The sequence below is a fragment of the Burkholderia sp. Tr-862 genome, from assembly GCF_011753085.1.
GTDB classification, from domain to species: Bacteria; Pseudomonadota; Gammaproteobacteria; order Burkholderiales; family Burkholderiaceae; genus Burkholderia; species Burkholderia ambifaria.
The window spans coordinates 1-17,179 of the sequence record NZ_VWWG01000061.1 but is presented as its reverse complement, the minus strand read 5'-3'; the positions used below and the strand labels follow the sequence as shown (position 1 = coordinate 17,179).

The window sequence follows — 17,179 nt, the reverse complement described above, 5'->3', positions numbered from 1 at the left end:
GCCGGGCCGGTGCGGTGCGCGCCGGCCCGGTTTCGTGCAATGCGGTCAGGCGCTCAGGTATTCGTGGACGGCCGCATAGCCGCGGCCGTAGCCGCGCGCCTTCGGCGGCACACCGTTGAAGATCCCGCCTTCCAGATCGACGCCCGCGGTGCGCAGGCGCTTGATCGCGTCGGCGATCTCGCCTTCGGTATGCATGCCCGAGCGCAGCACCAGGAAGGTCGCGCCGGCCATGCGGCCGATGATGGTCGCGTCGGTCACCGCCAGCACCGGCGGCGAGTCGATCAGCACGATGTCGTAGCGCTTGCCGAGCCCTTCGAGGTATTGCGGCAGACGCGTCGACATCAGCAGCTCCGACGGGTTCGGCGGGCGCGTGCCGGCCGAGATGAACGACAGGCCCTGCACCGGCGTCTCGCGGATCGCGTCCTCGAGCGGCGACTGATCGCTCAGCAGCTCGGACAGGCCCGGCTGCGCGGTGAGGCCGAAGTAGCGGTCGAGCATCCCGCGGCGCATGTCGGCGTCGATCAGCAGCACGCGCTTGCCCGAATGCGCGAGCAGCACCGCGAGGTTGACCGTCAGGAAGCTCTTGCCGATACCCGGCGTCGGGCCGGTCAGCACGATCACGCGGTTCTTCGCGTCCATCATCGCGAACTGCATCGCGGTGCGCAGGCTGCGCATGCTTTCGACGCTCAGATCCTTCGGGCGCAGGCTCGCGAGGATCGGCCGCGCACGGCCGCCGCCCTTCTCGGCCATCGCGTCGAGCTTCACCTGCTCGGCGCTTTGCGGCACCAGCCCGTACAGCGGCAGGTTGAACGTCCGCTCGACGCGGTCCGGATCCTCGATGCCCTGGAACAGGTTGCGGCGCAGGAATACGACGCCGGTGCCGAGGATCAGGCCCAGGAACACCGCGGCCGACAGGATCAGCACCTTCTTCGGCTTGATCGGGTCGCCCGGGCGCAACGCCGAGTCGATGAGGTGGATGTTGCCGCCCGTGCCGGCCTTCTGCACCGACAGTTCCTGCACGCGGTTCAGCAGCAGCACGTAGATGTCCTCGGCGACCTTCGCGTCGCGCTGGAGCTGGACGGCCTTCACTTCGGTCGCCGGCAGGCTGCGGAAGCGGTTGCTGAACTTGTCCTTCTCGCCCTGCAGTTCCGCGAGCTGCTGCTTCGCGGCGATCACCATCGGGTGCGAGTCGGTGAAGCGCTGCGCGAGCGATGCGAGCTGCAGGCGCTGGGCGGCGATCTGCTGCTCGTACTGCACGCTGCCCTGGAGGTAGACCTTCGCCTCGTCACTCGCGTTGATCGAGCCGGACGTGCGCTGATACTGCGTCAGCGCGGCTTCCGCACGCTCGAGGTCGGCCTTCAGGCGCGGTTCCTCGCCCTTCAGGAAGTCGAGCATCTTGGTCGCTTCGGCCTGCTTCGCGACCACGTGCTGGTTCAGGTACGACCGCGCGAGCGCGTTCGCGATCTCGGCCGTCTGGTCCGGATTCTTGCCTTCGAGCGAAATCTGCACGACGCCTGTCTGCTTGCCCTGCTCGCTCACCTGGATGCCCGACTGGAAGCCGGTGATCGCGTCGAGATCGTTGTAGCGGACCACCGTGAACTGCGTGCCCGGACGCGCGACGAGCTTCTGCACGAGCAGCGTGACGCCGCCGCCCTGCTCCGATTCGCCGACCCGGCCCGACAGCAGGCGGCGGCCGTTCTGGTCGACCACCGTGTAGGTGCCGTCCGGGCCGGCCGTCAGCGTCATCTTCTTGCCTTCGAGCTCGGGCACGACGTTGATCGAGTCGATATCGGCGACTTCGCCGCCCCACGCGTACGACCGCAGGCCGAACCACGCGCGCGACGGCTCGCCCGGCGTCGCGATGCGCGCGGCCAGGCTGCCGATCCCCGGCATCGTCTTCGGCACGACCGAGAAGTTCAGCTTGAACTGCTCGACGACCGGCGCGACGACGCCGCGGCTCTTGATGATCTCGATTTCCGCATCGGTCGGCGCCTGCTGCGGGCCGCTGTTGATCGATGCACCCGTCTGCGTCTGCGTGAGCGCCTGCGACGTATTGTCGTTGCCCTCGACCCGCACGTGCACGTCGGCCTGATAGACCGGCTTCGCGACGAAGCAGTACAGGCCGGCGAGCGCGATGACGGTCACCGCGATGCCGAGCAGCAGCCAGATGTCGTCCATGATCACCTGGAGCAACTGGCCGAGGACGACGTCCTCTTCCTCGGTTTTCGCGGTCAGACCCGCGTAGGTGTGTTTCGCTTGCGTGTTCACCATTCGTTCCCGCTTGAGTGGTGCCGGGGGGCAGGTGCCACCCCGGCGGGCTATCAGCGCGTGATTTGCCGCATGTAGAAGATCGTCTGAATCGTCGGCAACACCTGCTGCAGCACACGGTTGAACTGCACCGAGCCGGCCGTGCTGACGTAGACGACGTCGAGCGGCTGGAGCGGGAAGCGGCTCGACAGCATCAGCGCATCCGGCTGCGTCATGTCGAGGCGGTACACTTCCGGCTTCGTCGGGTTGTCACGCATGCCCCGCATCACGTAGATCTTGCGCGGGTTCGCATCGGTGTCGAGGATGCCGCCGCCGGCCGTCAGCGCGTCGGCGATGGTCAGCCTGCCCTTGAGCATCGGCACGGTGACCGGCGTCTTGACCTCGCCCATGATGAACACGCGGCTGTCGCTGCGGTCCGGCACGTTGACGATGTCGCCCGGCTGCAGCATCACGTTCTGCTTCACTTCGCCTCGATCGAGCACGCCGTTCGCGTCGAGCGTGTAGAGCTTGCCGTCGCGCGTCAGGCGCACGCGCTGCAGGTCGGCCTCGTTGGTCGAGCCGCCCGAGCGCGAGATCGCGTCGACCAGCGTCAGCGGCACGTCGCTCACCGCGAGCGGGCCCGGCTGCTTCACCTCGCCCGTCACCTGTACCTTCTGGCTGCGGAACGACAGCACGCGCACGTCGAGCTGCGGATTCTTCACATAGCGCGCGAGGGTGGACGCCATCTGCTCGCGGATCTGCGCGACCGTCTTGCCCGCCACGTGAATGCGGCCGACGAACGGGAAGAAGATCGTGCCGTCGGCGGACACGGTCTGGCCGTACGGATCGGCCTGACCCGGCAGCGCGGTCGTATACGGCTGCTGGAGCGCGCCCGCGACCGTCTGCGTCGTGTTGCCGCCGCTCGAGAACGACTGGCCCTGCGGCGTCGTCAGCTCGGGGTGATCCCACACCGTGACGCCGAGGATGTCCTGCGGGCCGATGCGGTAGACGTACTGCGACGGATCGGTGTAACGGCCCGGCGGCAGCGGGTGCTCGACCTGCTGCTTCTGCAGCTGATCCATCACCAGCTTCGCGTCGATGTAATGAACCGGATAGGTTTCGGCCTGACCTTGCCGGCCTTCGTCCTTCAGGTTCGACGAATCGAGATAGTTGCCGGGCGCGGTCGCGCAGGCCGACAGGAATGTCGTCATCGCGACGGCAAGCGCCAGCGGGCGCATGGGACGTTTCAGCATAGTTTTTGCAGCCATCCTTGAACCAGACGTTCGATCAATGAGTAGCTCTCGCGATAGTCGGCCTCGGGGCCGCCATGCGGATCCGCGATCTCGGCGTCCTCCCACTTTCCAAGCAGGTGAACCTTGCCGCGCGCGAACGGATCGACCGATTCGACGGCCGCGATCTGTCCGCGCTCGCTCACGAGAATCAGGTCGGCGTCGCGCACGAGCCGGCGCGACAGCCGACGCGACCGGTGCGTCGTCGCATCGACGCCGCGCTCGGCGAGCAGTTGCCGCATCACCGGATCGATGCCGTCGCCATCGTTCGCGCGCACGCCCGCGGAGTGGAACGTCGCGCGCGGGCCGCCGCGCGACGCGGTGTGCGACTTGAACAGCATTTCCGCTGCCGGGCTGCGGCAGACGTTCGCGTGACAGACGATCAGGATGTTGCGGAACATGGCGTCTCGATTCGGGTAACGGGGAACGGTGACGCGCGGGTTACGCGTTCGCGCGCGCGGCGCCCGACACGCGGGCGGCGACGGCCTGACGCGAGCCTGGGCGGCCGATCGGGTGGTATTCGATACCCTGCTCGCTCATCGCTTCCGGCTCGTACAGGTTGCGGCCGTCGAAGATCACCGGCGACTTCCACTGCCGGCCGAGCGCGATGAAATCCGGGCTCTTGAACGCCTTCCATTCGGTGACGATCACGAGCGCGTCGGCATCGCGTGCGGCCTGCGCCTCGTCGTCGACGAAGCTGAGGCGTTCGAGCCAGCTCGGGTGATCGGCGAGATCGAGCGCGAGCACGCGGCGCGCTTCCTGCTGCGCGACCGGATCGTAGGCGGCGATGCGCGCACCGCGCGACAGCAGCTCGGCGATCAGCTCGCGGCTCGGCGCTTCGCGCATGTCGTCGGTGTTCGGCTTGAATGCCAGGCCCCAGATCGCGAACGTGCGGCCGGTCAGGTCCTCGCCGAAGCGCGCGACGATCTTGTCGGCGAGCACGCGCTTTTGCGTCGCGTTGACCGACGACACCGCCTTCAGGATCTGCAGCGACTGGCCATGCTCGTCGGCCGTGCGGATCAGCGCCTCGACGTCCTTCGGGAAGCACGAGCCGCCGTAGCCGCAGCCCGCATACAGGAAGTGGTAGCCGATGCGCGGATCGGAGCCGATCCCGCGGCGCACGGCCTCGATGTCCGCGCCGAAGCGGTCGGCCAGGTTCGCGAGCTCGTTCATGAACGAGATGCGCGTCGCGAGCATCGCGTTCGCCGCGTATTTCGTGAATTCGGCCGAGCGCACGTCCATGTACAGCGTGCGTTCGTGGTTGCGGTTGAACGGCGCGTAGAGCTTCTTCATCAATTCGCGCGCGCGCTCGCCCGGCACGTCGTCGTCGCAGCCGATCACGATGCGGTCCGGCCGCGTGAAATCGTCGACCGCCGCGCCTTCCTTCAGGAATTCCGGATTCGACACGACCGAGAACATCTGGTCGTCGCCGCGCTTCGCGAGTTCCTCGGCGACCGCCGCGCGCACGCGCTCGGCCGTGCCGACCGGCACCGTCGACTTGTCGACGATCACCTTGAAGCCCTTCATGTAGCGGCCGATGTTGCGCGCCGCCGCGAGCACGTACTGCAGGTCGGCCGAGCCGTCCTCGTCGGGCGGCGTGCCGACCGCGATGAACTGCACGTCGCCATGCGCGACCGCGGCCTCGATGTCGGTCGAGAAGCGCAGGCGGCCCGCCGCGCGGTTGCGCGCGATGACTTCCTTGAGGCCCGGCTCGTGGATCGGCACGCCGCCGTTGTTCAGGATGTCGATCTTCGCCTGATCGACGTCGAGACAGAACACGTCGTGCCCGATGTCGGCGAGACAGGCGCCGGTGACAAGTCCTACGTAACCGCTGCCGATGATAGTCAGATTCATGATGTGTCGGACCTCGTGACCAATGATTCGAAATTCGTAAAACCGGAACGCCTGCGCGGGCGCTGCGTCAATAAGCGTTGCTGCCGGTGAAGCCTTTCCAGAGCGTCAGCACGACGATCTTGATGTCGAGCCAGAACGACCAGTTCTGCATGTAGTACAGATCGAGCTTCACGCGTCCCATCATCTTCTCGATCTGATCGGTCTCGCCGCGATAGCCGTTGATCTGCGCCCACCCGGTGATGCCCGGCTTGATCCGGTAGCGGAACATGTAGCCCTTCACCAGATCCTTGTAGATGTCGTCGTGCGCGAGCGCATGGGGCCGCGGGCCGACCACCGACATCTCGCCCTTCAGCACGTTGATGAACTGCGGCAGTTCATCGAGGCTCGTGCGGCGCAGGAAACGGCCGACCGGCGTCACGCGCGTGTCGTTCTTCGTCGCCTGCGTGACCTGCCCCGCGACTTCCTGATGCACCTTCATCGAGCGGAACTTGTAGATCTCGAACTCGTGCCCGTCGATGCCCTTGCGTTTCTGGCGGAAGAACACCGGCCCGCGCGACGTCAGCTTGATCAGGCACGCGATCAGCAGCATCAGCGGCGCCAGCGCCGTGAGCGCCGCCAGCGCGAACAGCCGGTCGAACACGAACTTCGGCAGGATCCGCACGTCGGTGATCGGCGACGCCGCGAGGTTGATCGCCGGCACGCCGAGCACCTCGACCACTTCCTGGTTGAAGAACGACAGCGTGCGCACGTCCGGAATGAAGCGGATATTCACGAAGTCGTGGCGGAACACCGTCACGATCTGGTGAATCCGGCGCTCCTCCGTGATCGGCAGCGTGAGCCACAGCTCGCTGATCGCGCGGCTGCGCACCAGCCACACCAGCGATTCGAACTGCCGCTCGATGCGCACGTCGTCGAGCGCGACTTCGCCCGGCACTTCGCTTTCGTCGTATACGCATACCGGGTTGAAGCCCGCCTCCGGGCGCGCCCGCATCTGCGCGATCAGCCGCCGCGCGGCCGGCGTACCGCCGACGATCGCGACCGCCTTCAGGTTGTAGCCGCCGCGCCGCAGTTGTCGCAGCACGACGTGCACGCAGGCCTTCGAGCCGGCGAGCAGCGCCATCGTCACGAGCGCCCAGTAGCCCAGCCACAGCCGCGACAGATCGCCCGACTGGTGAAAGCTGAAGCTCATCAGGATGCCCGCGAGCTCGACCACCAGCCACGCGAACGCGACACGGCCCACCAGCCCGACGAGACGCTTGCCGCGCCACGACTGATAGATGCCGATCGCCGGAAAGAACACGACGACCAGCAGGCAGTCGAACAACACCGTCGTGCGCTGCAGATCGTTGAGCCAGATGCTGCCGTCGTGCAGCGCGGCGGCGATCAACGCCCCCAACACGACCATCGCGATATCGATGACTCTCGCCAGCACGCTCAACATGTTCGCTTCCTCTTTGAACAGGCGTTTGCCGAACAGCTCCTCGTGCAGCCCGTGCCGCACATTCGATTCAAACGTTGCATGACGCTATTGAAGCGGTAAGAAAATTCATCCTCAAGCTCACAAGTATTTCGAAAAATAATCGGAAATTCTTGCCGCGATATTCTTGAATTAAATCGGCACGTTTTCCCGAATCGAGCGCGAATCGGGGCTTTTTTTGAAAACTTTACGGTTCTCGCCAGCCCTTTGTGGCAAGGCATGCGCGCCCGATTCGCCGAATTATTTTTTATTTTTTCTTTGCGCCGGATGTCATCGCGGAAAATTTTCCCGGATACGTGCGCGACGAGAATATCGCGCAAGGCGTCCGGTTTTATTGTCGATTTACTTCATGCTACAAACAGGCACTGACTTCAATCGAGGAGAGTGTCATCATGAATGCTCCGGCCGTGGTAGCCGATACGCGCCCATCTTCTTCCGCCGCAACCGACGCCGGTACGCGCGTCGCGGTGCAGCCGGTGATTCTTGCCGGCGGTTCGGGCACGCGTCTGTGGCCGATGTCGCGCGAACACTATCCGAAGCAGCTGATCGGCCTGCTCGGCGATCATTCGCTGCTGCAATCCACCGCGCTGAGGCTCGACGGCCTCTCGACCGGTCATCCGCTGAACGACGACGTGCTGATCGTCTGCGGCGAGGATCACCGCTTCACGACCGCCGAACAACTGCGTCTGACCGGCAAGCGTGCATCGATCATGCTCGAGCCGCTCGGCCGCGACACCGCGCCCGCGCTGACGCTCGCCGCGCTGCGCATCGTCGCCGGCGGCAGCGATGCCGTGATGACCGTGATGCCGGCCGACCACGCGGTGGCCGACCAGCCGCGCTTTCATGCGGCGGTCGCGGCCGGCGTGCACTGCGCGGCACAAGGCAAGATCGCGACGATGGGCATCGTGCCGGGCCGCGCCGAAACGGGCTACGGCTATATCCGCGTCGGCGCACCGCTCGGCGACGCCGCCACCGGCGACCTCGACGTGCGCCGTCTCGACCGCTTCGTCGAGAAGCCCCATCTCGAACTCGCGCAGCAGTACGTCGCGTCCGGCGAATACTGGTGGAACAGCGGCATCTTCATCGTGCGCGCGTCGGTGTGGCTGAACGCGATCCGCCAGCTCGAACCCGAGATCTACGCGGCCTGCGAGCAGGCCGTCGCAAACGGCAAGGAAGACGGCGACTTCTTCCGCGTCGATCGCGACGCGTTCGCCGCGTCGCCGTCCAACTCGATCGACTATGCGGTGATGGAGCCGCTCGCGAACCTGCCGCAGCTGTGCGAAAGCGTGGTCGTGCCGCTCGACGCGGGCTGGTCGGACGTCGGCTCGTGGGACGCGATCTGGCAGATCCTGCCGAAGGACGATGCCGAGAACGTTGGCCGCGGCCACGTGCTGTTCGAAAACGCCACGTCGACCTTCGCGCATTCGGAAAGCCGGCTCGTCGCGTGCGTCGGGACGCAGAATCTCGTCGTCGTCGAAACGCCCGACGCCGTGCTCGTCGCCGACAAGTCCTGCGTGCAGGACGTGAAGAAAATCGTCGGGCGCATCAAGGCCGCACGCGGCGCGGAAGCGACCGATCACCGCAAGGTCCACCGCCCGTGGGGCCATTACGACTCGGTCGACATGGGCGAGCGCTTCCAGGTGAAGCGCATCGTCGTGAAGCCCGGTGCGCGACTGTCGCTGCAGATGCACCACCACCGCGCCGAACACTGGATCGTCGTGCGCGGCACCGCGCGCATCACGCGCGGCGAGGAAACCTTCCTGCTGTCCGAAAACGAATCGACGTACATCCCGCTCGGCGTGTCGCACCGTCTCGAGAACCCGGGCAAGATGCCGCTCGAGCTGATCGAAGTGCAGTCGGGCGCGTATCTCGGCGAGGACGACATCGTCCGCTACGACGATACCTACGGACGCCAGTGACGCAGTGGATGCCGGGCGCGCCGTCTCGACGGTGCGCCCGGCATCACGCGCATGGAGGAGACAAAAAAATGCGCGGGCGCCGTGACACACGACGACCCGCGCGTTTTCGTTCGGACGACGATCAACCTACGCGATACGCATACTCGCGGCGATCCGACTGCACGGGGTCGTTGCGGCCCTCGGACAGCGCACCCGAGCGACGCTCGGCGATGAAACGCTTGATGTCCGACTCCGCACGCGCCAGCGCGGACAGGCCGGCCAGCACTTCGCCTTGCGGCACACGCACCGGCTCGTCGCTCGCACCATGGCGATCGATCCACTGGCGCGCCCACTCGAGCGCGTACTGCTCCGCTGCTTCCGCGTCGGTAAAGCGCGGGCCGATCAGGCCCGAGCGCTCGACGCGCCGGTCGTCCTGCATGATCTCGGCCCACGCGCGGTACATCAGGTTCTGCACCGGCTGCGCGCTGCCATAGATCGTATAGCCGCGATACTCGTCGACCTGCGGCTCGGCCGCGGCGAAGCTCGTGGCGGACGCCCGCCCGCGACGCAGCCCGGCGGGCTGCGCGCCTGGCACCGCGAACGACGCGCCGGACGGTTGGTCCGTGTTGGTGTTCGACATCGCGGCCAGCGTCGCGCCCTCGCCATCCCAAACGTTTGCCTGGGCAACCGGCAATTGCCACGACTCGGGGTTCTGCCAGAACACGCCGCGCAGACGATCGTTGTCGGGCACGGGTTCGGCACGGCACGCGGGCGCCACGGGCACGGGCGGCGGCGGCACATACGCGAACGTACGCCCGCTGAATTGGGTCAGCACGTCGATCATCTGCAGCAACGTGCCGTTCGCGAGCCACTCTTCGTAGCGGCGACGGCACGTCGGCCCGGACGGATAGCGCCCGGGCAGTTTGGACCACGCTTCACCGGTCGTCAGGATCCACAGGACCGCGTTGGCGACAACGCGCGGTTCGGCACGTGGACGGCCTCGACGGTTCAGCCGGATGGGTTCATCGGCGATCAGCGTTGAAAGACGAACCCACTCTTCATCGTTAAGCTCATCGAAGAACATAGTAGATCTCTCCACGCAGCCAGGCCGGGCTGCGATTGTCGGCGCCGTCGTCACGCTTTGCGTGACGGGGCGGCCCGGTTGCACATTATGGTTATCCGATTGTTGTGCATGCCGGCGCGACACCGCACGTTCGCGGTGCCGCCATTCCCGGCAATGGCGCACAAATCACGGTCTCACTCCAATGTGGGAATTTTTGTGCACGAAGCATACCATCCTCAGGGTTTCTCTCAATATGACAATGACTTAATGTTACGTACTGAAACAACCTGGCATGGATGCGCAATCCATTTACGCATGAATTTTTTTACGCGATCTTTATGCGTGAGACTGGGAAGCCCCGTCTGGCGGGGCTCTGCGGGGTGCGACCGAAGCCCTGCCAGCGCCCCTTCCAGGCTGTTCCGACCCTTCGCGGTAACAATCCCGGAAAGTGCCGCCTAAAATCGGTAAATCAGGGAAAACTTCGTAACAAGATATTCACGGATCGGTAAATCGTTCAAATCCCGCTGAGCCGAATTATCTCCACGCACAATCTTTTTATTGTTTCCCTGCGAGTGATGAAAGCGATCTGACGTGCAATGCACATTGTTTCCCGGCATGCAAGCGCGGACAGGCTTGTTACATCCTCGGGCCGAACGGCAGCCGTACGTGCGACCGAGGCGGCGGGAAGACCGTAGGACGCGCCGGACGGACGCTGCGCGCGACCGTATCAGCGCAGATCGCCGGCCAGCGACGCGGCCACGTCCGCGTCCACTGGTTGCGGCGGCAACGTATAGGCCGGGTGGTCGCAGCCGATCGACAGCATCGCGCCGTCCTTGAGCGCCGCGCGCATCGGCGCGCTCAATTCGAAGCGCACGAAATGCACGGCGGACGTCTTCTCCGCGTTGTCGCGATCAAGATCCTCATCGGCGATCGCATACACGGCGGGATGCCCGTCGACCTGCAGGTACACGCGATCCTCGACGCCGATCAGCCGCGCGAGCGCCGCCCGCCGTTCGGCCTCGTGCTCGTATTCGATCTGCAGCGTCGCCTTCAGGTTGGTGCCGTCGGGCACGAGCGGCAGATAAGCTTCCAGTTCGCCTTCGATGCCCGCCTCGTCGAAGATCTTCTCGATGTGCAGCATCTCCTGGATCTGGTAGCGGATCGTGGTCTCGTCCTCGAACAGCAAGCGCAGATGGTTGCCGAGCGCCACCGCGCGGCGGCGCTTGTACGCGACGAGCCGCGCGTGTTCGGTCTTGCGGATCTTCGCGTACGCTTCGAGCGTGAGCAGCGAGTCGCGGGTCAGCGTCATGGGATGTCCTCGGATGGGGTCGATGTTTTCGCCGGGCGGCCGCCTCAGATGCCGTACGCGCGGCGCAGCAGCGTCAGTGGATGCGCGAGCGGCGCGGCCGGCAGCCCCTTCTCGTCGATGCCCTGCACGATGTGATGGCCGGCGAGCGCGCAGTCCGACGACACGAAGTCCGGCTTCGGCTCGGCCATCGCCTTGAACACGGGCCCGCCGATCCGCATCGCGTCCGCATGGAAGGCCTTCTTCACGCCGAACGTGCCCGCATGACCCGAACAGCGCTCGACCACGTTTACGCGCGTATCGGGCACGAGCGACAGCGTGTCGGCCGTCTTGCGGCCGATGTTCTGCACGCGCGCGTGGCACGGCACGTGATACGACACGGTGCCGAGGCCCTGCTTGAAATCGGTCTTCAGCAAACCGTCGCGATGCCGCGCGATCACGTATTCGAACGGATCCCAGAATGCGTCGGCCACCGCGCGCACGGCTTCGTCGTCGGGGAACATCAGCGGCAGTTCGCTCTTGTACATCAGCACGCAGCTCGGGATCGCGCCGATCAGCGCATAGCCTTCGCGCGCATAGCGCTCCAGCACCGGCATGTTCACGGCCTTTTTCGCGGCGACGCCCGCGAGATTGCCCTGCTCGAGCAGCGGCATGCCGCAGCAGGCTTCGCGCGTGACGAGCTCGTACGGGATTTCGTTGTGCGCGAGGATCGCGAGCAGGTCGTGGCCGATGCCCGGCTCGTTGAAGTTCACGTAGCACGTCGCGTAGATCGCGACCTTGCCGGGCGTGCGCTCGCCGTCGCGCACCGGCGGGCCGTCCGAGCGCTTCGCGGTGCGCCGGAACTTGCGCGGCGCGAACTCCGGCAGCCACGCGTCGCGATCGACGCCGAGCGCCGCTTCGAGCGCGTGCCGCGCGGGCGGCGTGCGGTTCACCGCGTTCACCGCCTGCGTGACGATCGGAATGCCCGCGAAATGGCCGAGCGCGTCGGTATTCGACAGTACCTTGTCGCGCAGCGGCGCTTCGCCGCGCTGGTAGCGCGCGGCCTTCCCGCGCAGCATCAGGTGCGGGAAGTCGACGTTCCATGCGTGCGGCGGCACGTACGGGCATTTCGTCATGTAGCAGAGATCGCACAGGTAGCACTGGTCGACGACCTTGCCGAACGCCGCCTTCGGCACTTCGTCGATGGTGCCCATCGGCGTGTCGTCGACGAGATCGAACAGCGTGGGGAATGCGCCGCACAGCGACACGCAGCGCCGGCACCCCGCGCAGATGTCGAACACGCGCGTCATTTCAGCATCGATCGCGGCCTGGTCGTAGAACGCTTCGGACTGCCAGTCGAGCGGATGCCGGGTCGGGGCTTCGAGACTGCCTTCCTTGTGGGGCATGGGGCGCTCCAGCGTGGCGCGCATGCGCGCGGACCCGCCGCCCGCGCGGTGCGGGCAGCGATCGACGCACGGCCGCCGGTCGGCGCAATTCTCCGACCGGGCCGTGCGGCCTTGCAGGGGGCCGCGTCAGTCGACGAGTGCGTCCAGCGCCTTCGTATAGCGGTTCGCGTGGCTGCGTTCGGCCTTCGCGAGCGTCTCGAACCAGTTCGCGATTTCGTCGAAGCCTTCGTCGCGTGCCGCCTTCGCCATGCCCGGATACATGTCGGTGTATTCGTGCGTCTCGCCGGCGATCGCCGATTCGAGGTTCAGCCGCGACGAGCCGAACGGCAAACCCGTCGCCGGATCGCCGACTGCTTCGAGATATTCGAGGTGGCCGTGCGCATGGCCGGTTTCGCCTTCGGCGGTCGAGCGGAACAGCGCGGCGATGTCGTTCTGGCCTTCGACGTCAGCCTTCGAAGCGAAATACAGATAGCGCCGGTTCGCCTGCGATTCACCCGCGAATGCGGCCTTCAGGTTCTCTTCGGTTTTGCTGCCCTTGAGTTGAGCCATTTGCGCCTCCGTTCGAGTCGGCGCAGCCGCGTGCGTAGCCGGGCCGATGATGTATGTAGGGCACGATGCGTGCATGAGGCGCACGCGTCGTGCCTTTTAATCTAGGCGCTGGCGATCGCATCCCCCAATAGGCTTTTTCAATCCGGGCGATAGCGGGCAGAGTGAATTGGGGACGGTATTAGTCCCTCGCTGCGGCGGCGCTTGCCGTGCGTCACGCGTCCGTCGCACGCTTGAGCAGCAATTCCCTTTCGCGCTCGTTGCGGGTCAATTCCGCCGCGCGGCGGAACTCGACCTTCGCCTCGTCCGTACGGCCGAGTTTCGCGAGCAGATCGCCGCGCACGCTCGGCAGCCAGTGATAGCGCGCGAGCGCCGGATCGTCGCGCAGCACGTCGACGATTTCCAGCGCCGCGGCGGGCCCGAACGCCATCCCCACCGCAACCGCGCGGTTCAGCTCGACGACCGGCGACGGTGCGACTTCGGCGAGCGCGTCGTACAGCGCGACGATCTGCGCCCAGTCCGTTTCCGACGCGTGCCGCGCGCGTGCATGGCACGCCGCCAGCGCGGCCTGCAGCGCATACGGGCCGCGCACGCCGCCGAGCTTCGTCGCCCGCTCGAGCGCCGCGAGGCCGCGCCGGATCAGCAGCGGATCCCAGCGGCTGCGGTCCTGGTCGAGCAGCAGCACCGGCCGCCCCTGCGCATCGGTGCGTGCATGCATGCGCGACGCCTGCAGCTCCATCAGCGCGACGAGCCCGAGCACTTCGCTTTCGTCCGGCACGAGCCCGGCCAGCACGCGGCCGAGACGCAGCGCCTCGTCGCACAACGCCGGGCGCGTCCAGTCGTCGCCCGCGGTCGCCGCATGGCCTTCGTTGAACACGAGGTAGATCACTTCGAGCACCGACGCGAGCCGTGCCGGCCGCGCGGCGGCGGACGGCACCTCGAACGGCACGTGCGCCGCCGCTAGCGTGCGCTTCGCGCGCACGATGCGCTGCGCGATCGTCGGCTCGGGCGCCAGGAACGCGCGCGCGATCTCGCTCGTGGTCAGCCCGCCGAGCAGCCGCAGCGTCAGCGCGACGCGCGCATCGGTCGACAGCACTGGATGGCACGACGTGAAGATCAGCCGCAGCAGATCGTCGCCGATGTCGTCGTCGCTCGCGTCGGCGAGCGCCTCCGCGATGTCGGGCACGACGTGCGCTTCGAGCGCGTCCATTTCATGCCCGAGCTGATCGCGCTTCGCCGCATGCAGCGACTCCTGCCGGACCCGGTCGAGCGCACGCCGCTTCACGGCCGTCATCAGCCACGCGGCCGGGTTGTCGGGCACGCCGTCGACGGGCCAGTGCTCGAGCGCCGCGACGAGCGTGTCCTGCGCGAGTTCCTCGGCCACGCCGACGTCGCGCACCACGCGCGCGGCGCGAGCAATGATCTTCGGCGCCTCGATTCGCCAGACGGCCTCGATCGCACGATGGGTCGCCTCGCGCGTCACGACGCCGGCCCCTGCCCGTTCGCGTCCTGCTCCACGAATACCAGTCCCCATTCGTGGCCGTCCGGATCGGCGAAATCGTGGCTGTACATGCCCGGGTACGCCTGCGCCTGCCGCGGCACGGTGCCGCCGGCCGCCCGCGCCTTCGCGACGACCGCGTCGACCTCGGCACGGCTGTCGCACGACAGGCACGGCAGTACCTGCACGTGCGTCGCCGGTTCGACGATGGTCTTGCCGGTGAACGTCTGGAAGAACGGCCGCACCAGCAGCATCACGAAGATCGCGTCGCTGATCCGGACGCAGGTGCCCTGTTCGGTCGTGTAGGCCGGCACGACCTCGAAGCCGAGCGCGACATAGAACGCCGTCGCGCGCGGCAGGTCGGCCACCGGCAGGTTGATGAAGATCGTTTTGTGCATGAAGCTCGCTCCCGGCGACGGTGGATTCAGACGGCGTGGCCGCGTCCGACATGGAGTTCGCGGAACCGCTCGACCGCGTCGCTCGGCGTCAGGTCGTCGAGCTCGAACAGCGGACGCACCTCGATCTCGCAGTCCATTTCCGCACCGAACGGCGCGGGGAACCGGCGCGTCCATTCGAGCGCCTCGTCGCGCGAGCGCACCTGGATCAGCGTATAGCCGGCAATCAGTTCCTTCGTCTCTGCGAACGGGCCGTCGACCACCGTGCCCTTGCCGCCGGTGTACCGCACGCGCCAGCCGCGCGCGCTCGGCCGCAGGCCGTTCGCATCGAGCAGCACGCCGGCCTTGGCCAGTTCCTCGTGATAGACCGTCATCGCCTCGACCAGCCGGTTGTCCGGCAATGCGTCGGATTCGCTGATGGCGTTCGCCCGGATCATGATCATGAATCGCATCGTTGACTCCTTGTCGTCGGTGGAAAGCGGCGTCCGTTCATCGGCGCCTTATCCGGACGACGGGCGACAGGCTGCCGGATCGACGTGCCGCGCGACGAGCGCGGGTAAACACTAGGGCGCGCCCGTCACAGGAAGCACGGGCCCACCGCGCGCACTTCGACCGTGCACCATTGTGCAGCCGGGCACTGGCGCGCGATCTCGATCGCTTCGTCGCGCGTGTCGACGTCGACGATGAAGAAGCCGCCGACCATTTCCTTCGCCTCGGCGAACGGGCCGTCGACGAGGCGTGTCTCGCCGTCGCGCACCTCGACGCGCGTCGCGCGTTCCGAGCGCTCCAGCGATTCGACGCCGCGCAGCACGCCACGCGCTTTCAGCGTCTCGGCGAAATCGACCATCCGTGCGTAAAGCGCCTGCCCGTCTTCGAGCGTGCGTTCGGCGCGCTGGCCGGTCGGTTCGACAATCAACAGCATGTAGGACATGGAAATCTCCTGTTGGGGGCCGTGCGCGGAAGCGTTCGGATCGCAGGCCGGAATGACACGTCAGGTGCGAAGCGTAACAGCCCCGGCCGGCCTTGCCGTCATCGTTGGCCATTCGGCACTGGCCTGATGGCCAATTCGATCGCGGCACGCGATTTTGCCGTCAAGATGCCTCCGAACCTTCGAATTTTCTTCCTGTGTGCCACGCCATGTCACCCCTGCCGTCACCGCTCGCGCTTGCCGCCGTTCTCGTCCTGTCCGTTCCGCCCGCCACCGCCGCGCTGCCGGCGAGCACGGGCTGCGGCGGCGCCACCACGGCGATCGCCGACATTCGGCATCCCGCGGGCCGCTCGCCGCTGGCCGGGCACACCACGTCGATCGAAGCGATCGTCACCGCGGCATTCGGCGGCCCCGATGGGTTCGGCGGATTCTTCGTCCAGCAGGCGGACGCGCAGCGGCGACACCGGCCGGGCGTGCCGGAAGGCCTGTTTGTATATGCGCCGAATGCGCACGTCCGGCCGGGCGAGCGCGTGCACGTCACCGGCAGGATCGAGCAGAAATACGGCCGGACGCAACTCGCGCTGTCAGGCCGCGTGGCCGTCTGCGCGCGCGGGCAGCGCGTCACGCCGGTGGCGCTGATGCTGCCGGTCGACAGCGAGTCCGTATTCGCCGCGCATGAAGGCATGCGGGTGCGCTTTCCGCAAACGCTGACGGTCAGCGATACTTATGAACTCGGCCGCTACGGCAGCATCGTGCTCAGCCATGGCCGCCTGTACATGCCGACTCACGTGGTGCCGCCGGCCGAAGCCGCTGCGCAGGCGGCGGCCAATGCCCGCAACCGCATCGTGCTCGACGACGGTTCGAGCCGCGTGAACCCTGCAACCGCCCGCTATCCGCCGCCTGCGCTGAGCGCCGCCAACACGCTGCGCGCGGGCTACACGGTGCGCGGCATCGAAGGCGTGCTCGAGCGGCGCTTCGGCACGTGGCGGCTGCAGCCCGTATCGTCCTCGCCACCCGCCTTCGATGTCGCGTCGAATCCGCGGGCCGATGCGCCGGCACGGCATCCGCAAGCCGACGTGCGGGTCGCGTCGTTCAACGTATTCAACTACTTCAACGGCGACGGCGCGGGCGGCGGCTTCGGCGATCCGTCCGGCCGCGGCGCGAAGACGCCCGCCGCCTTCGCTCGGCAGGAAGCGAAGCTCGTGGCCGCGCTGCGTGCGCTGCGCGCCGACGTGATCGGCCTGATGGAAATCGCGAACAACGGCCATGGCCCTGCGAGCGCCGTGCGGCGGC

Annotated in this window: 15 protein-coding genes; 2 read left to right on the top strand and 13 right to left on the bottom strand. The window is 66.8% G+C overall.

The window, feature by feature from the left end:
• Positions 1 to 45 precede the first annotated feature (45 nt).
• The 5 genes from F3J14_RS18045 to F3J14_RS18025 form a co-directional block, all read right to left on the bottom strand.
• Positions 46 to 2,271 carry a polysaccharide biosynthesis tyrosine autokinase gene (locus F3J14_RS18045; protein ID WP_166724170.1) on the bottom strand — a complete coding sequence of 742 codons (2,226 nt, stop codon included), beginning with the start codon at positions 2,269 to 2,271 and terminating at the stop codon, positions 46 to 48.
• A 50-nt stretch (positions 2,272 to 2,321) separates the two neighbouring features.
• Positions 2,322 to 3,500, bottom strand: coding sequence for a polysaccharide biosynthesis/export family protein (locus F3J14_RS18040; RefSeq protein ID WP_166724169.1), 1,179 nt, complete (start codon positions 3,498 to 3,500; stop codon positions 2,322 to 2,324).
• Positions 3,494 to 3,937, bottom strand: a complete 444-nt coding sequence (locus tag F3J14_RS18035; RefSeq protein ID WP_166724168.1) for a low molecular weight protein-tyrosine-phosphatase — start codon at positions 3,935 to 3,937, stop codon at positions 3,494 to 3,496. The genes F3J14_RS18040 and F3J14_RS18035 overlap by 7 nt, the downstream gene beginning before the upstream one ends.
• Positions 3,938 to 3,977: 40 nt before the next feature.
• Positions 3,978 to 5,390, bottom strand: a complete 1,413-nt coding sequence (locus tag F3J14_RS18030; RefSeq protein WP_012365593.1) for a UDP-glucose/GDP-mannose dehydrogenase family protein — start codon at positions 5,388 to 5,390, stop codon at positions 3,978 to 3,980.
• Positions 5,391 to 5,457: 67 nt separating this feature from the next.
• Complete coding sequence (locus tag F3J14_RS18025) at positions 5,458 to 6,831, bottom strand: undecaprenyl-phosphate glucose phosphotransferase (protein ID WP_166724167.1); 1,374 nt, start codon at positions 6,829 to 6,831, stop codon at positions 5,458 to 5,460.
• A 428-nt stretch (positions 6,832 to 7,259) separates the two neighbouring features.
• On the opposite strand from F3J14_RS18025, the gene F3J14_RS18020 reads away from it, so the two are divergent.
• Positions 7,260 to 8,786 carry a mannose-1-phosphate guanylyltransferase/mannose-6-phosphate isomerase gene (locus F3J14_RS18020; RefSeq protein ID WP_166724166.1) on the top strand — a complete coding sequence of 509 codons (1,527 nt, stop codon included), beginning with the start codon at positions 7,260 to 7,262 and terminating at the stop codon, positions 8,784 to 8,786.
• Between the two features lie 121 nt (positions 8,787 to 8,907).
• On the opposite strand, the gene F3J14_RS18015 is transcribed toward F3J14_RS18020, so the two are convergent.
• From F3J14_RS18015 to F3J14_RS17980, 8 genes are all read right to left on the bottom strand, one after another.
• The gene (locus tag F3J14_RS18015; RefSeq protein ID WP_166724189.1) at positions 8,908 to 9,849 is read right to left on the bottom strand and encodes a transposase; all 942 of its coding nucleotides are present in this window, start codon (positions 9,847 to 9,849) and stop codon (positions 8,908 to 8,910) included.
• Positions 9,850 to 10,555: 706 nt separating this feature from the next.
• Positions 10,556 to 11,137: a DUF3501 family protein gene (locus F3J14_RS18010; protein WP_166724165.1), complete on the bottom strand. Its 582-nt coding sequence runs from the start codon at positions 11,135 to 11,137 to the stop codon at positions 10,556 to 10,558.
• Positions 11,138 to 11,181: 44 nt separating this feature from the next.
• Positions 11,182 to 12,519 carry a heterodisulfide reductase-related iron-sulfur binding cluster gene (locus F3J14_RS18005; RefSeq protein ID WP_166724164.1) on the bottom strand — a complete coding sequence of 446 codons (1,338 nt, stop codon included), beginning with the start codon at positions 12,517 to 12,519 and terminating at the stop codon, positions 11,182 to 11,184.
• Positions 12,520 to 12,645: 126 nt separating this feature from the next.
• Positions 12,646 to 13,068 (bottom strand): rubrerythrin family protein, encoded by a 423-nt coding sequence (locus tag F3J14_RS18000; protein ID WP_006752513.1) that lies wholly within the window; start codon positions 13,066 to 13,068, stop codon positions 12,646 to 12,648.
• 211 nt (positions 13,069 to 13,279) lie between these two features.
• On the bottom strand, positions 13,280 to 14,548 hold the full coding sequence (locus F3J14_RS17995) for an RNA polymerase sigma factor (protein ID WP_166724188.1): 1,269 nt from the start codon (positions 14,546 to 14,548) through the stop codon (positions 13,280 to 13,282).
• Positions 14,545 to 14,961, bottom strand: a complete 417-nt coding sequence (locus tag F3J14_RS17990) for a VOC family protein (protein ID WP_166724163.1) — start codon at positions 14,959 to 14,961, stop codon at positions 14,545 to 14,547. Before F3J14_RS17990 ends, F3J14_RS17995 begins: the two co-directional genes overlap by 4 nt.
• A 26-nt stretch (positions 14,962 to 14,987) precedes the next feature.
• Positions 14,988 to 15,410: a YciI family protein gene (locus tag F3J14_RS17985; RefSeq protein WP_166724162.1), complete on the bottom strand. Its 423-nt coding sequence runs from the start codon at positions 15,408 to 15,410 to the stop codon at positions 14,988 to 14,990.
• 125 nt (positions 15,411 to 15,535) lie between these two features.
• Positions 15,536 to 15,889, bottom strand: a complete 354-nt coding sequence (locus F3J14_RS17980) for a YciI family protein (protein WP_138850166.1) — start codon at positions 15,887 to 15,889, stop codon at positions 15,536 to 15,538.
• Between the two features lie 206 nt (positions 15,890 to 16,095).
• On the opposite strand from F3J14_RS17980, the gene F3J14_RS17975 reads away from it, so the two are divergent.
• A partial coding sequence (locus F3J14_RS17975) for an ExeM/NucH family extracellular endonuclease (RefSeq protein WP_166724161.1) occupies positions 16,096 to 17,179 on the top strand: 1,084 nt, incomplete at its 3' end.

Bases quoted from the DNA above. Each gene is read 5' to 3' on its own strand.
- F3J14_RS17985 (WP_166724162.1), bottom strand. From the start codon at position 15,410: ATGCGATTCATGATCATGATCCGGGCGAACGCCATCAGCGAATCCGAC.
- F3J14_RS17980 (WP_138850166.1), bottom strand. From the start codon at position 15,889: ATGTCCTACATGCTGTTGATTGTCGAACCGACCGGCCAGCGCGCCGAA.
- F3J14_RS18015 (WP_166724189.1), bottom strand. From the start codon at position 9,849: ATGTTCTTCGATGAGCTTAACGATGAAGAGTGGGTTCGTCTTTCAACG.
- F3J14_RS18000 (WP_006752513.1), bottom strand. From the start codon at position 13,068: ATGGCTCAACTCAAGGGCAGCAAAACCGAAGAGAACCTGAAGGCCGCA.
- F3J14_RS18005 (WP_166724164.1), bottom strand. From the start codon at position 12,519: ATGCCCCACAAGGAAGGCAGTCTCGAAGCCCCGACCCGGCATCCGCTC.
- F3J14_RS18035 (WP_166724168.1), bottom strand. From the start codon at position 3,937: ATGTTCCGCAACATCCTGATCGTCTGTCACGCGAACGTCTGCCGCAGC.
- F3J14_RS17990 (WP_166724163.1), bottom strand. From the start codon at position 14,961: ATGCACAAAACGATCTTCATCAACCTGCCGGTGGCCGACCTGCCGCGC.
- F3J14_RS18020 (WP_166724166.1), top strand. From the start codon at position 7,260: ATGAATGCTCCGGCCGTGGTAGCCGATACGCGCCCATCTTCTTCCGCC.
- F3J14_RS18010 (WP_166724165.1), bottom strand. From the start codon at position 11,137: ATGACGCTGACCCGCGACTCGCTGCTCACGCTCGAAGCGTACGCGAAG.
- F3J14_RS18025 (WP_166724167.1), bottom strand. From the start codon at position 6,831: ATGTTGAGCGTGCTGGCGAGAGTCATCGATATCGCGATGGTCGTGTTG.
- F3J14_RS18040 (WP_166724169.1), bottom strand. From the start codon at position 3,500: ATGCTGAAACGTCCCATGCGCCCGCTGGCGCTTGCCGTCGCGATGACG.
- F3J14_RS18030 (WP_012365593.1), bottom strand. From the start codon at position 5,390: ATGAATCTGACTATCATCGGCAGCGGTTACGTAGGACTTGTCACCGGC.
- F3J14_RS18045 (WP_166724170.1), bottom strand. From the start codon at position 2,271: ATGGTGAACACGCAAGCGAAACACACCTACGCGGGTCTGACCGCGAAA.